Annotated in this window: 14 protein-coding genes; 6 read left to right on the forward strand and 8 right to left on the reverse strand. The window is 61.5% G+C overall.

The window, feature by feature from the left end; all coding sequences use genetic code 11:
* Positions 1-312: 312 nt before the first annotated feature.
* Positions 313-1,233 (reverse strand): ParB/Srx family N-terminal domain-containing protein, encoded by a 921-nt coding sequence (locus tag K7431_RS06795; RefSeq protein ID WP_043204955.1) that lies wholly within the window; start codon positions 1,231-1,233, stop codon positions 313-315.
* 98 nt (positions 1,234-1,331) lie between these two features.
* Between K7431_RS06795 and K7431_RS06800 the strand changes: the two genes are divergently transcribed.
* From K7431_RS06800 to K7431_RS06810, 3 genes are all read left to right on the forward strand, one after another.
* Positions 1,332-1,706: a YajD family HNH nuclease gene (locus K7431_RS06800; RefSeq protein WP_003210675.1), complete on the forward strand. Its 375-nt coding sequence runs from the start codon at positions 1,332-1,334 to the stop codon at positions 1,704-1,706.
* A 167-nt stretch (positions 1,707-1,873) separates the two neighbouring features.
* Positions 1,874-2,341, forward strand: a complete 468-nt coding sequence (locus K7431_RS06805; RefSeq protein WP_003189607.1) for an RNA methyltransferase — start codon at positions 1,874-1,876, stop codon at positions 2,339-2,341.
* A 68-nt stretch (positions 2,342-2,409) separates the two neighbouring features.
* Positions 2,410-2,760, forward strand: coding sequence for a YgaP family membrane protein (locus K7431_RS06810; protein ID WP_012722814.1), 351 nt, complete (start codon positions 2,410-2,412; stop codon positions 2,758-2,760).
* A 67-nt stretch (positions 2,761-2,827) separates the two neighbouring features.
* Here the strand turns inward: K7431_RS06810 and K7431_RS06815 are convergent, their stop codons facing one another.
* Together K7431_RS06815 and K7431_RS06820 are read right to left on the reverse strand one after the other, a co-directional pair.
* On the reverse strand, positions 2,828-4,048 hold the full coding sequence (locus K7431_RS06815; RefSeq protein WP_012722813.1) for a hypothetical protein: 1,221 nt from the start codon (positions 4,046-4,048) through the stop codon (positions 2,828-2,830).
* A gap of 13 nt (positions 4,049-4,061) precedes the next feature.
* Complete coding sequence (locus K7431_RS06820; protein ID WP_012722812.1) at positions 4,062-4,511, reverse strand: YcgN family cysteine cluster protein; 450 nt, start codon at positions 4,509-4,511, stop codon at positions 4,062-4,064.
* 153 nt (positions 4,512-4,664) lie between these two features.
* Here K7431_RS06820 and K7431_RS06825 point away from each other — a divergent pair, with 153 nt between their 5' ends.
* A complete protein-coding gene (locus tag K7431_RS06825; RefSeq protein ID WP_012722811.1) occupies positions 4,665-5,249 on the forward strand; it encodes a nitroreductase family protein in 585 nt (194 codons plus the stop codon).
* A gap of 125 nt (positions 5,250-5,374) precedes the next feature.
* Here the strand turns inward: K7431_RS06825 and K7431_RS06830 are convergent, their stop codons facing one another.
* The 5 genes from K7431_RS06830 to K7431_RS06850 form a co-directional block, all read right to left on the reverse strand.
* Entirely contained in the window at positions 5,375-6,307 is a 933-nt protein-coding gene (locus tag K7431_RS06830; protein WP_012722810.1) for a D-2-hydroxyacid dehydrogenase, read from the reverse strand.
* A 107-nt stretch (positions 6,308-6,414) separates the two neighbouring features.
* The gene (locus K7431_RS06835) at positions 6,415-6,708 is read right to left on the reverse strand and encodes a YcgL domain-containing protein (RefSeq protein WP_003189597.1); all 294 of its coding nucleotides are present in this window, start codon (positions 6,706-6,708) and stop codon (positions 6,415-6,417) included.
* Positions 6,705-7,838, reverse strand: coding sequence for a ribonuclease D (rnd, locus tag K7431_RS06840; protein WP_012722809.1), 1,134 nt, complete (start codon positions 7,836-7,838; stop codon positions 6,705-6,707). The genes K7431_RS06835 and rnd overlap by 4 nt, the downstream gene beginning before the upstream one ends.
* 122 nt (positions 7,839-7,960) lie before the next feature.
* Entirely contained in the window at positions 7,961-8,560 is a 600-nt protein-coding gene (locus K7431_RS06845) for a class I SAM-dependent methyltransferase (RefSeq protein ID WP_012722808.1), read from the reverse strand.
* 101 nt (positions 8,561-8,661) lie between these two features.
* Entirely contained in the window at positions 8,662-10,032 is a 1,371-nt protein-coding gene (locus K7431_RS06850; RefSeq protein ID WP_012722807.1) for a glutamine synthetase family protein, read from the reverse strand.
* Positions 10,033-10,375: 343 nt separating this feature from the next.
* On the opposite strand from K7431_RS06850, the gene K7431_RS06855 reads away from it, so the two are divergent.
* Entirely contained in the window at positions 10,376-11,146 is a 771-nt protein-coding gene (locus tag K7431_RS06855) for a transporter substrate-binding domain-containing protein (RefSeq protein ID WP_043204953.1), read from the forward strand.
* A 50-nt stretch (positions 11,147-11,196) separates the two neighbouring features.
* Positions 11,197-12,036 carry a cache domain-containing protein gene (locus K7431_RS06860; protein ID WP_043204951.1) on the forward strand — a complete coding sequence of 280 codons (840 nt, stop codon included), beginning with the start codon at positions 11,197-11,199 and terminating at the stop codon, positions 12,034-12,036.
* Positions 12,037-12,514: the final 478 nt, after the last annotated feature.

Genomic DNA, 12,514 nt, shown 5'->3' on the forward strand with positions numbered 1-12,514 from the left:
GGTCAGCCGTCAGGCCGCCACGGGAGCAAGCTCCCTCGCCACAGGTCCTGCGCCATACCCAGAATTGTGTAGATACCGAGGCCCCGATGGCGCTGAATCAGTCACCTGATGAATCGACTGACACACCGCCATCGGGGGCAAGCCCCCTCCCACATTTGGATCGCAGCCTAACAATTAGATGGTGGTCGGCCGTTAGGTCGCCAGCGGGAGCAAGCTCCCTCGCCACAGGTCCAGCCCCATACCTATACGGTGAACCTCATACACCCAGGTGCCCAAATCACAGCCAAACCAGCACCCACATCTCGTCCCGCATCAGTTTCGAGATTTACGGTAATCCATCACATACGGCACTTTTTTGTCGAAAGTCTTCTCCAGCTCATCGCGGTCCAGCTTGGTCATACCGCCCAACTGATGGGCAGTAAACCCGCTGTCACCGACCTGCGCCCCCGGCGCCAAGCTGACCATCCGCTTGGCCACCGCCTCAATGGCGTCGCTATAGCCGCCCTTCTTGTTCAGATTGAAAGCCCCCAGGTCGATCTGCGTGCGCAACCAGTTCCCCCAGTAAAACTCCAGGAACTCCGGCGCAACTTCGCCAGCATCAGGCTTGCCATAAGCAGCCTTACGAGTGAAATACACCAGGCTGCGAAAGGTGTCGTCCTGCAGATGCTTGAACCCCAGGTGAGCCGGCAACTGCTCAGGCGGCAGGGCCTGGCCTTGATTGTCCTTGAGCCAGACTTTGCGCGCGGCCTGCATGCGCTGCCAGAAACGCTGCATGTCCGGGCTGTTGCTGAAGTCATCCGTAACCTTGACCCACATTTTCAAGCGGGGGCCGCCGCCGGGCACTTCCCACAAGGTGGTGAAGCTGTGGTGACCGTCGGTCAGGTACAACTGGCCACCGGGGCCGACCACCACGGTTTTCATGTCCTCGGGATGGCTGCCCACCGGGTCCTTGCAGGTAAAGCTGGCAGGCTTATGCAGGTCGGCGCCCTTGGGGACTTTATCCGCCTCGCCCTGGCCATTGGTCTCACAGTATTCATCAAAGACCTTGGCAGGTTTGTCGGCAAACAGCCCGAGGCTGTAGTAAATCTGGTCAAAACCCACCACGGCCTGGGTCGGGTGTAATTGTTCGAGGGCCACCTCGATCACCTGCCCAGGCTGAGGTGTAGAGAATGCCTGGGCGTGGGCAGCCATCCCACACAGCAACAATGCAACAGTCCATGAATGCAGACGCATGAGTTTCAAATCCTTATCGATAAAGTGAAGCGGTTATTTACAACGCGAGCGGCTAGAATCAACCCTATCCGTGAACCATCAAATAGCCAGGAGCCATGATGAGCTCAACCAACCCGCCCTCCCACACCGCCAAGCTGGACCGCATCCTCGCCGATGCCCAGCGCGACCGGGAAATGGGCTACCGCGACAAAGCCTTGAAGATGTACCCCCACGTGTGCGGCCGCTGCGCGCGTGAGTTTGCCGGCAAACGCTTGAGTGAACTGACCGTACACCACCGTAACCACAATCATGATGACAATCCCCAGGACGGTTCCAACTGGGAGTTGTTGTGCCTGTATTGCCACGACAACGAGCACTCGCGTTATACCGACCAGCAGTATTTCGGCGAAGGCTCCACCAGCAGCCCGACGATTGCCAAGGCCACGCATAACCCGTTTGCGGCGTTGGCGGGGTTGATGAAGAAAGACGACTGAATGGGGTCAGCGGGCTAGCGCTGCGCAACAGCCCCAATAAAGCCAGGTAAACAGGCGGTAATTGGCGTTGGGGCCGCTTCGCGCCCCAGCGCGGGGCAAGCCCGCTCACCACATTGTTTAGGCCAATCCCCGTATAATCGCCGTTTTTCTCCAAGGCACCCTTCCCCGTGGGCAATAAACGCTACAGCTGCATCGGTCTGTATAACCCCAAATCCCCCGAAAACGTCGGCTCGGTCATGCGCGCCGCCGGCTGCTACGGCGTGGCCTCGGTGTTCTACACCGGCGTGCGTTACGAGCGCGCCCGGGACTTCATCACCGACACCAAGAAAGTCCACCACGACATTCCGCTGATCGGCATCGATGACCTGAAAAAGATCCTGCCGCTGGGCTGCATTCCCGTTGCCGTGGAACTGGTGGAAGGCGCCCGCCCGCTGCCGGAATACACCCACCCCGACCGCGCGCTGTACATTTTCGGCCCGGAAGACGGCTCCCTCGACAAAGAGATCCGCGACTGGTGTGAAGACGTTGTGTACATCCCGACCACCGGCTGCATGAACCTCGCCGCCACCGTCAACGTGGTGCTCTATGACCGCCTGGCCAAGGGCAACAACACCCGTTCGGGCCCCAAGTACTGATTTTTTGGGAACATCCGGCGCCTGCGGGCAGTCAGCTATTTATCACTAGCCCTTGTTGGAGACAGACCATGAGCGACAGTAAAACCTTGCGCCCTATCATCGAGCACACCCCGTTTGAACCTCAGCCCACGCAAAACGTGCACGGCTGGGAACGTATCGGCTCGGTGGCCGGTGGCGTGATCATGGTCGGCAAAGGCCTGCGCCGTGGCGGGCTTTTCGGCCTGATCCAGATAGCGATCGGCGGCGTGGCGCTGGCACGTGGCTTCACTGGGCACAGTTCGCTCAAAGACAAGCTGGAACAGGGCCGCCATGAAATGAACACGGTGCGCACGAAGATCGAACGGGCCGGGGAAGAGTTGAAGAACTTGAAGACCAAAGCCGAAGTGGCGGTTGAGAAAGCTACCAAAACCGCTGGCTGACGCCACGCTCAAAGAGATTGAAGATCCCACCGTGGGAAGGGGTTTCCCCTCCCACGGTGGGTCTGCGTCAATGCACTAATTTGGAATCCAGCACCACTGACGACTCGCCGATAATGCTCTCGGCCAGTTGCACGAACTCCGCAGTGGTGATGCTGTTTGCCCGCATCACCGCTTGCGCGAGGTCATCCAGTGAACGCTTGTTATGAGTCTTCACGCGGATCTCGCGGTCCAGCTCCTGCAGCACCACCACCGCCCGTGACACCGTCGCGCCGCTGACGTGTTCGCCACGCAGGCTGGTCACGTCCTTGCCTTCCTTGGCCAGGCGCGCCTGTATCGCCTGATACCGCTGATCGGTGATGCCCCCGGCTCGGCGCACCAGTTCAATGGCGTAGTAGTCGGCCAGGCCTTCGCTGATCCAGTCACTGGTGTCGTGGTCATTGAAGCGGCCAATCGCCTGCACCACTTCACGCACCAACGGGCTGCTGCCGTTTTCGCTGACCAGCGGCGTGCGGCTGTTGAGGTAGATCGAGTCGCGTGCCGAGAACGCCCCGCGGCGCATCGGGTCGCTGGCGCCCACCACCAGCAGCTTGGCCGGATGCCGCGGGAACGCCGCTTCCACCTGAGGCCAGACGAAGGTCAGCAACGTCAGTACATCCATACGGCGCATCGCCTGGCCCTTGGGCGAGGCCACGGTGACTTCCGTCTCGCCCAGGCGCACGCGGCGGCTGCCAAGGTTGCCGGCGAGCATCCAGCCGGTGGGCCGGTCGAACAGGCGCGAGACGTTGTCGATACGGAACGTGTTCTTGCCGATGCGCGGCCAGGCGGTCTCGACACTCTTCCAGCCGGCCGGCAGCTCGAACACCAGGCGCGAGACCAACTCGACGCCGTCCTGCTGGTCAAGCCGTGCGGTTGGCACCAGGTCTTCACCGCGAAACAACGCCCAGCTCGGCGTCATGCGCGCTTCATAGATACCCGGTTTGCGCGCGTGGGTAAGGCGCACGCGGTAGGTCAAGCTGGCTTTGCTGGCGCTGGGCTGCCAGAGGCCACGGTGCTCGTTGACGCTCCACTGGCCGTCGGCCTTGAAGTCGCTGTAGTCGCCATCGCGGCCCAGGTCGAAGTTCAGGCTGCGTACCGCCGAGCCCTGGGACAGGCTTACACGTACCTCGGCCTGATCGCTCTGGGGCAACAGTTTGACGTGATAATCCAGGTCGACTTTCTTTGCGCACCACGCCGGCGTGCTCAGCGCCAGCAGCACCACAGGTACCGCCCGCTTGAATCCCCCCCTCATACCCACTCCTTGTTCAGCCCGCGCGGAAAATCAGGTAATCCTCCCAGTCATCCTCGGGCACGCTGCCTTCGCTGAGCATGCGCCCGGACTGGGAAATACGTTCATGGTGCACGGCGTCGCGGTCACCGCAGACCAGGTGGTGCCACAGCGGCAGGTCATTGCGTTCGCTGACCAGCCGGTAGCCGCAGGTCGGCGGCAGCCATTTGAACTGGTCGGCCTGGCCCGGGGTGAGTTGAATGCAGTCCGGCACCGACGCACGGCGGTTGGGGTAGTCGGTGCACTGGCAGGTTTTCAGGTCGAGCAGCTTGCAGGCGATACGCGTGTAATAAACGCTGTTGTCGTCTTCGTCCTCAAGCTTCTGCAGGCAGCACAGGCCACAGCCGTCGCACAACGACTCCCACTCCTCCTGGTCGAGGTGTTCAAGGGTTTTGCGTATCCAGAAAGGTTCGACTTTGGCGGCCATGGCTCTACATCAGTATCGGTAGGTGAAAAGGCCGCCAGTCTAGTGCCCACGGCGCCTGGAACCAAGCGCTAGCGACTGGCGGTGTAACAACACTTGTCAGTCTAGTGACCGCGCAGTAGCTTTGAGCGCCGAATTGACGATCAGGAACTGCTCATGACCCGTGTTGCCGATTATCCGATCCACACCCAGTTCACCGACCGCTGGTCGCCTCGTGCCTTCACGGGCGAGAGCATCTCCCAGGAAACCCTGCTGAGCTTTTTCGAAGCCGCACGCTGGGCACCTTCCGCCTACAACTCGCAGCCGTGGCGTTTCCTCTACGCGCGCCGCGACACGCCGGACTGGGAGCGTTTCCTCGGTTTGCTGAATGAATTCAACCGTGGCTGGGCCCAGCATGCGTCGGCCCTGGTGATCATTGCCTCGAAAACCGACTTCATCGCCCCCGGCGCCACGGAAGAAACCCCGGCCCTGTGGCACACCTTCGACACCGGTTCCGCGTGGGGCCATCTGGCGCTGCAAGCCAGCCTCAGCGGCTGGCACACCCACGGCATGGCCGGCTTCGATCAGGAACTGACCCGCAAAGAGCTGAAAATCCCGGAAGGTTATGCACTGCATGCCGCCGTTGCCGTGGGCAAGTTGGGCGATAAGTCGACATTGCCTGAATACCTGCAAGGCCGCGAAACACCCAGCCCGCGCAAGCCGCTGAGCGAGCTGGTGTCCGAGGGTGATTTCAGCCTCTAAGCCTGACGCAATCCGAAATATGGGAGGGGGCTTGCTCCCGATTGCAGTGGATCAGTCAAAGCAATTAGTGACTGTCACTCCGCTATCGGGAGCAAGCCCCCTCCCACATTTGGAGTTGCGCTGTGTCAGTAACCGCGCTCGAAATCCACTTCGCCGCGCAGCGCTTCCTTGGCCTCATACGCCCGCAGGTTTTGCACAAACAGCTCCACCATCAACTCCGGCGACGTCGGCGCCGAGCTGTGCCCGGTCAGCAGCAGCCCCCAAGCGGTCCAGAACGGATGACGCTGCGGCAACGGCTCCTGCCGGCAGACGTCGATCACCGCGCCCGCCAAATGGCCCTCTTTCAACGCCTCGACCAGGTCGGCATCGACCACCGCCACTCCGCGCCCGACGTTGATGAACAAGCCCGTCGACTTGAATTGCTTGAACAGCGCCGCGTCGTACAGGTCATGGGTACTCGGCGTGTTGGGCAGCAGGTTGATCACGTAGTCCACCTCCCCCACCAGCCGGCCCAATTGGTCGAGCCCGGCCACTTCGATAAACGGCGCCTGTTCGCGTGCGGTGCTGGCGATGCCGTACAGCTTCACGCCAAATGGCAGCAGGAAATCGGCAACACGCTGACCGATATCGCCGGTGCCGACGATCAGCGCCTTGCGCCCCGCCAGGCTCTGGCCCATGCGGTTGTCCCATTTACGTTCGACCTGGCTGACCAAACGCGCCAACACTTCGCGCTCGTGCCCGAGCATGTAGGTGAGGACAAACTCGGCCATGACCTGGCCAAAGATGCCGACTGCACGGGTCAGGCGGTAATCGCGGGGCAGGCCTTCGGCCAGCAACGGGGTGATGCCGGCCCAGGTCGATTGCAGCCATTGCGGATGATGGCCTTGACGCAATAACGTCGCCAGCAGGTCCGGCTGGCCCAGCCATACCGGGCAATCGGCGGCCAGGCGTGACAGCTCGGCCGAGTCGCCGCTGGTCAGCACTTCCAGGTCCGGTGCCGCCTCGCCCAGCAATTGGGCGTAGAGCGGGTGATCCTGTTCAGCAATCAGAACACGCATGCTTAAAACCTTTCAAAAACAGTACGAGCGGCCGCCCGCATCCTTACGGCCACCGCTCACTTATACGATTCCATTAAAGCAAGTACCCCGAACGGGGCACGGATCGATCACATCGGGTCGTTACGGCGCAGCAGCTCTTCGGGCAAGTGTTCGATGTACTCGTCCTCGGCCGGCGGCATTTGCAGGTGGTAGCCCTGCTTGTCGAGGTTTTCCAAGACCACAGCGATGTCCTCGCGGGACAGTTTGCGCTCGGGCGTCAGCACCATGTCGAACGCGTGATGGGCCTTGCCGAAGGCCTCCATCAACGGTTCAGGCACCCGCTCCAGGGCATCGCTTTTCAGCACGTAGAGGTACATCCCGTCTTTTTTCTTGCTGCGATAGATGGAGCAAATACGTTTCAAGGCTGTTCTCCGGCAGTGGCCAGGCTGTCGAGCAGCGCCTGGCCCATCAACTCGCGGCGCCAGCCACGCAGCGAGTCTGGCAATTTATAAGGCCCGTCGGGGTAGCCACTTTTGACCAGGGCCTCCAGGGTTTTCTTGCGCAGCATCAGTTCCGGCGCCATGTCCAGGCGCTCGGCGAACGTTTGGCCCAAGGCGCGCAGTTGCTTGATCAGAGCGGCGGCATCCACCGGCAACGGTTCGGCGACGGCGGGCGGCCATTGGTCCATCGGCACGCTGCCGGCCCGTTTGATCAGGTCCAGCAGGAACTGGCCGTCCTGACGCACGGTGCGCGGGTGCATGTCTTCGATCTTGCCCAGGGCGGCGAGGTTATCCGGCTGGGATTTGGCCAGGGGCCACAACGAGTGTTCACGAATGATGCGGTTACGCGGCAGGTCACGCGCACGGGCCTGCTGCTCGCGCCACGCGCACAGTTCACGCAGCACGGCGAGTTGGGCACGCGACAGTTTCCACGCCAGCTTGGCGTCGCGGTACACCTCGTACGGGTCGACTTCGCGGCGCAGGTTGGCGACCAGTTCGGCACCGTCGTCCAGCACCCAGGCGTACTTTTCGTCCGACAGTCGTGGACGCAAACGCGTGTAAACCTCGGCCAGGTGCACCGCGTCTTCGGCGGCGTAGCTGATCTGCGTCTCGGACAGCGGCCGCTGCAGCCAGTCCGAGCGGGTCTCGCCCTTGGGCAGCTCGATATCCAGCACGGCTTGCACCAGGCGCGAATAGCCCATGGAAAAACCGAGGTTCAGGTAAGCCGCCGCCAATTGGGTGTCGAACAACGGCACCGGCAGGCTGCCGGTCAAGCGCAGCAGCACTTCGAGGTCTTCACTGCACGCGTGCACCACCTTGATCACCGCCGGGTTTTCCAGCAAGGCGGCCAGGGGTTGCCAGTTGTCGATGGTCAGGGGGTCGATCAGGTAAGCGCGTACGCCATCACCGATCTGGATCAGCCCGGCAATGGGATAAAAGGTGTCGACCCGCATGAATTCGGTGTCGAGGGCGACGAATGGCAACTGCTGCCATTCGGCGCAGTGCTGGCCGAGGCTATCGTTGTCGCAGATCCAGTGAATATCGATGGCCACACGGCTCTCCCTTGAAGAATGGCGCGCAGTATATATCGCGAAAGGGACTTGCGAGCATTCGCAGTGCACAGGCGACCATGAAAACTCAGACAGGAGGTGAAGAATAGTCCGACAGGCGGGACTTATCCTCTCTTACGTAACACATAGACCCGCCACAGGCTTGAGCCCGGCATGAATTCCTGATGATGCAGGACCTTGAAGCCGGACTGGCGAAACTCGTCCTCTACGGCGGTACGAGAAGGCACGGAGACAATCACCGTGTCGCGGCTGACCCGGTGAAACTCGCGCAGCAACGCCAGTCGCCCTTCGCTGCAGGGTACATGGCGAAACAATTCCAGGCAGAAAATGCAGTCCACCGCATTCGCCGACAACCCGATGGAAAACGCCGAGCCCTGGAACGTCTTGACGCGCTTGAGCAACGACACGGGGTGGTGGGTGCGGGCGTGGTCGAGCATGTCCTGGGAGTTGTCCGAGGCCAGGATCACCCGGTTGACGTGTTCGGCCAGCACCGGCCAGAAGCGCCCCGAGCCGCAGGCCAGGTCGAGCAACAGCCCGGGTTCACCGGCGACTTTCAGCGCCTGGCGCACCATCCATTCGTCGCGCCACGACGCCAGGCGCTGTCGCAGCCCGGGCGGATGTGTTTCGCCGCAGACCCTGGCGTGCTCACGGTCGCAACGCTCGGCGTATTCGATCTCGATGGAGGAAGGTGATTGTGGCGACATCGCGGGCTCATGTGGGTTGAACGGTAGTGAACGACCTTGATTCGTAGCTTAACCACTGCAATGTCAAAAAAAGGTCGAAGCCTTCACTGCCGTAAACCTGATCACGCCGGGTGCAGGTACCAACGCCAATCCTGCTCGCCCACTTCGCCCATGAACTGGCGGTATTCGGCGCGTTTTACCGCCAGGTACACGCCTAGGAATTCACTGCCGAATGCCTCTCGCGCCCAGCGTGAATCTTCAAGGGCACGCAGGGTGGTCAACCAGTCGGTGGGCAGCAACTCCTTGGCCTGGGCGTAACCGTTGCCTTCTACCGGGGCGCCGGGGTCGCGTTGTTCACGGATGCCGCGGTGGATGCCGGCCAGGATCGCCGCCGCGGCCAGGTAAGGGTTGGCGTCGGCGCCGCAGATACGGTGTTCGATATGCCGGGAGTGGGCCGGCCCGCCCGGTACACGCAGGCTGACGGTGCGGTTGTCCACGCCCCAAGTGGCGGCCAGCGGCGCGTAGCTGTTGGCCTGGAAGCGGCGGTAGGAGTTGGCGTTGGGGCAGAACATCAATAGCGAATCGAGCAAGGTGCTGAGCATGCCGCCCACCGCCTGGCGCAGCAGCGGCGTGCCGTCGGCGGCTTCGCTGGCGAACAGGTTGTTGCCCTCGGCATCCGCCAGGCTCACGTGCATGTGCATGCCGGTGCCGGCAAGGTCGTCGAACGGCTTGGCCATGAAGCAGGCGGTCATCCCGTGTTTATGTGCCACGCCCTTGACCAGGCGTTTGTAGCGCACGGCTTCGTCCATGGCTTGCAGGGCGTCGGTGCGATGCTCCAGGGTGATTTCCACTTGGCCCGGCGCGTATTCGGAAATCGCCGTGCGCGCAGGAATGCCCTGCAGCTTGCAGGCGCTGTAGAGGTCGGCGAGGAACGGCTCGATCTGCTCCAGTTCGCGCAGGCCGTAGACCTGGGTCGAGCGCGGGCGCCCGCCATCCACATCGCGCGCCGGTTGCGGGCGGCCATTGCTGTCGAGCTTCTGGTCGAGCAGGTAGAACTCCAGTTCCGCCGCCATCACCGGGTAATAACCATCGGCCTTGAGGCCGTCGATCACCTTGGCCAACAAATGCCGGGGGTCGGCCACGGTCGCGGGCAGGCCTTCTGTCGGATGCATGCTGACTTGCACCGCTGCAGTGGGGATCAGCCGCCACGGCATGCGCTGCAAGCTGCCGCTGATCGGGTAGGCGCGGCAGTCAATATCGCCCACGTCCCAGACCAGCCCGGAGTTTTCCACGTCGTCGCCGTTGATGGTCAGGCCAAGAATGGTGCTGGGCAGCGGCCGACCACTCTCATACACCGCCAGCAACTCATCGCGGTGCAACAGCTTGCCGCGCGGTACGCCATTGTTGTCGAGGATAAACAGCTCGAACATTTCGATGTCTGGGTGCTGTTCGAGGAAAGACTGGGCTTCGTGCAGACTGGCAAAAACACTCATGGGCATTCTCATACGTATGTGTCGGGCAGGCGCACAGGCGCGCGCCATCCAGGGGATGGATCAACGTAGGAATAAGGTGTCTGGTGGGCGTGCGTGTCGGCAGTGGAACAGGGCCCAGAACGCGAGATCGGACGGCAGTGTCGCGGGGTGAGTGTCGGAGGAGCCGTCCATGCGGGAATCACAGTGCGAGAGATAAGCGCGAGCGTCACACGCCTGTATAGGTGTTTAAATCCAGGGTTGACGGAGTTTGGTTGCAGCTTGGCTAAACATTCGACGCACCTTGCCACCCTGCCCCGCGCTGGAAATAATGAGCGCCCTCGACATGCCCCAAGGACTCGACCGCATGAAAGCTCTTTTAGCCCTGTGTGTACTCGGTCTGGCGACCAGCGCCCTGGCCGACACCGCCCCCTCGCGCCTGGACGAAGTACTCCAGCGCGGCACGCTGGCGGTGTGCACCACCGGCGACTACAAGCCTTACACGTCCCTGCGCGCCGATGGCAGTTATGAAGGCATCGACATCGCCATGGCCGAGTCCCTGGCAAAAAGCCTCAACGCTAAAATCCAATGGGTGCCCACTACGTGGAAAACGCTGATGCCGGACTTCCTGGCCCAGCGCTGCGATATTGCCGTGGGCGGAATTTCGGTGTCCCTGGAACGCCAGAAGAAAGCCTTCTTCAGCCAAACCCTGGGCGTCGACGGCAAGATCCCACTGGTGCGCTGCGCCGATGTACAGCGCTATCAGACCGTCGAGCAGATCAACCAGCCCCAGGTGCGCGTGATCGAACCGGCGGGTGGCACCAACGAAGTGTTCGCCCGCACCCATCTGGGCCAGGCGCAAATACGTTTGCACGACAACGTGACCCTCTTCGACGAGCTGCTGGCGGGTAAAGCCGACGTGATGATCACCGACGCCAGCGAAGCGCGTTACCAGCAAAAACTCAAGCCAGGCCTGTGCGCGGTCAACCCGGAGCGGCAGATGCAGTACAGCGAAAAAGCCTTTTTGCTGCCGCGTGATGATGTGGCGTGGAAGAGCTATGTCGACCAGTGGTTGCACTTGAGCATGGCCACCGGGGTGTATGACGGCATTGTTAATCAATGGCTGGCGGCGCCTTGAGCCACAGGCGTCTACGCTGTGGTCACACCAACAATAACGAGGGATGGGCCATGAAGGGATTGCTCCGACTCACCTGGCTGCTGCTGTTGTGTTTCAGCCAGGTGCACGCCGCGACGACTCAGGACGAGGACGCGCAGGCGGCCAAGGCATTGCTGGAAAAAGCCTTGGCTTACTACAAGAGCAACGGCGACAAGGCGTTTGCCGCCTTCAGCCGGCAGGGCGAATTCGTCGACCACGACCGCTATGTGTTCGTGGTCGACACCCAGGGCGTGTTGCTGGCCAGTGGTGGGCCCTCCTCTGCCTTGATCGGCCGCGATGTGTCTGAAGTGCTCGGCCCGGATTTGCGTGAGTCGTTCAAGGACGCGCTCAAGCGTCCGGAAGGCCAGGGCATCCAGCAGGCCGATTACCGCTGGCAGAATTGGAACGATGGCAAGGTCGAGCATAAACACGTGTTTTATCAGCGTGTGGGCGAACGCATCCTGGCGGTGGGTTATTACTTGCCTCGGGCCACGCCGGAACAGGCCAGGGCCTTGCGCAACAAGGCGGTGAACGCGTTGCTCAAGGATGAAAGCGGTACGCTCAAGGCCATTAACTCATTGCAGGGGGGGTTCTTGCAGGATGATCTCTATGTGTTTGTGGTCGACCTGAATACCCAGCGCTATGTGGCTCATGGCACTAATCTGCGGCTGGTGAATACTGACTTCAGCAAGATCAAGGATCCGGATGGCAAGCCGGTGGGGGAGCCGATTCTCAGGATGATGGCGGAGCAGGATCAGGGGGAATACAAGTACCGTTGGAAGAACCCGGTGACTGACAGGGTTGAGAATAAGCATGCGTATGTGCGCAAGGCTGGGCATTTTATGGTGGCGGTCGGGTACTACAGCCCTTGATGGGGCTTTGAAATACGATGTCCTGTGGGGGGGCTCGCACTGGGGCCTAACGGCCGACCGCAATCTGACTGTTGCCCTGCGATCCAAATGTGTGGGCTTGCTCGCGAAGGCGGCCTGACAGCCGACCTGGATGTTGGATCAGACTGAGTACATATCCGTTATTTAGGTAACGGCCACTGTTGGTTCCGCTCTTACAGCGGGTCACTTTTGAAAGGAGCCCAAAAGTAACCAAAAGGCTCTTGCCCCAACACTCGGCACCTCGCTCACGCTCGGTGTGCCCGTAATCCGACAGGTATTTGGGGGGCCGCCGCCACGCGCCATCCATGGCGCGGGGCGGCTAAACCGGCATCCCTGCCGGTTTACCCCCCAAATCCCTGTCGGATTACGGCCAGCGTGTTTGACGGGGCGCCTGAGATCAAAAGCGGGATCAAGATCAAGATCAAGAGCGGCTCGCTTCGCATCGTGGTTACGGTTGAGT

This window comes from Pseudomonas fluorescens group sp. (assembly GCF_020093335.1).
GTDB classification, from domain to species: domain Bacteria; phylum Pseudomonadota; class Gammaproteobacteria; order Pseudomonadales; family Pseudomonadaceae; genus Aquipseudomonas; species Aquipseudomonas petroselini.

Excerpts from the sequence above, each read along its gene's own strand:
- K7431_RS06845 (WP_012722808.1), bottom strand. The coding sequence starts at position 8,560 with ATGTCGCCACAATCACCTTCCTCCATCGAGATCGAATACGCCGAGCGT.
- K7431_RS06830 (WP_012722810.1), bottom strand. The coding sequence starts at position 6,307 with ATGCGTGTTCTGATTGCTGAACAGGATCACCCGCTCTACGCCCAATTG.
- K7431_RS06795 (WP_043204955.1), bottom strand. The coding sequence starts at position 1,233 with ATGCGTCTGCATTCATGGACTGTTGCATTGTTGCTGTGTGGGATGGCT.
- K7431_RS06860 (WP_043204951.1), top strand. The coding sequence starts at position 11,197 with ATGAAGGGATTGCTCCGACTCACCTGGCTGCTGCTGTTGTGTTTCAGC.
- K7431_RS06850 (WP_012722807.1), bottom strand. The coding sequence starts at position 10,032 with ATGAGTGTTTTTGCCAGTCTGCACGAAGCCCAGTCTTTCCTCGAACAG.
- K7431_RS06855 (WP_043204953.1), top strand. The coding sequence starts at position 10,376 with ATGAAAGCTCTTTTAGCCCTGTGTGTACTCGGTCTGGCGACCAGCGCC.
- K7431_RS06820 (WP_012722812.1), bottom strand. The coding sequence starts at position 4,511 with ATGGCCGCCAAAGTCGAACCTTTCTGGATACGCAAAACCCTTGAACAC.
- K7431_RS06800 (WP_003210675.1), top strand. The coding sequence starts at position 1,332 with ATGAGCTCAACCAACCCGCCCTCCCACACCGCCAAGCTGGACCGCATC.
- K7431_RS06815 (WP_012722813.1), bottom strand. The coding sequence starts at position 4,048 with ATGAGGGGGGGATTCAAGCGGGCGGTACCTGTGGTGCTGCTGGCGCTG.
- K7431_RS06825 (WP_012722811.1), top strand. The coding sequence starts at position 4,665 with ATGACCCGTGTTGCCGATTATCCGATCCACACCCAGTTCACCGACCGC.
- K7431_RS06810 (WP_012722814.1), top strand. The coding sequence starts at position 2,410 with ATGAGCGACAGTAAAACCTTGCGCCCTATCATCGAGCACACCCCGTTT.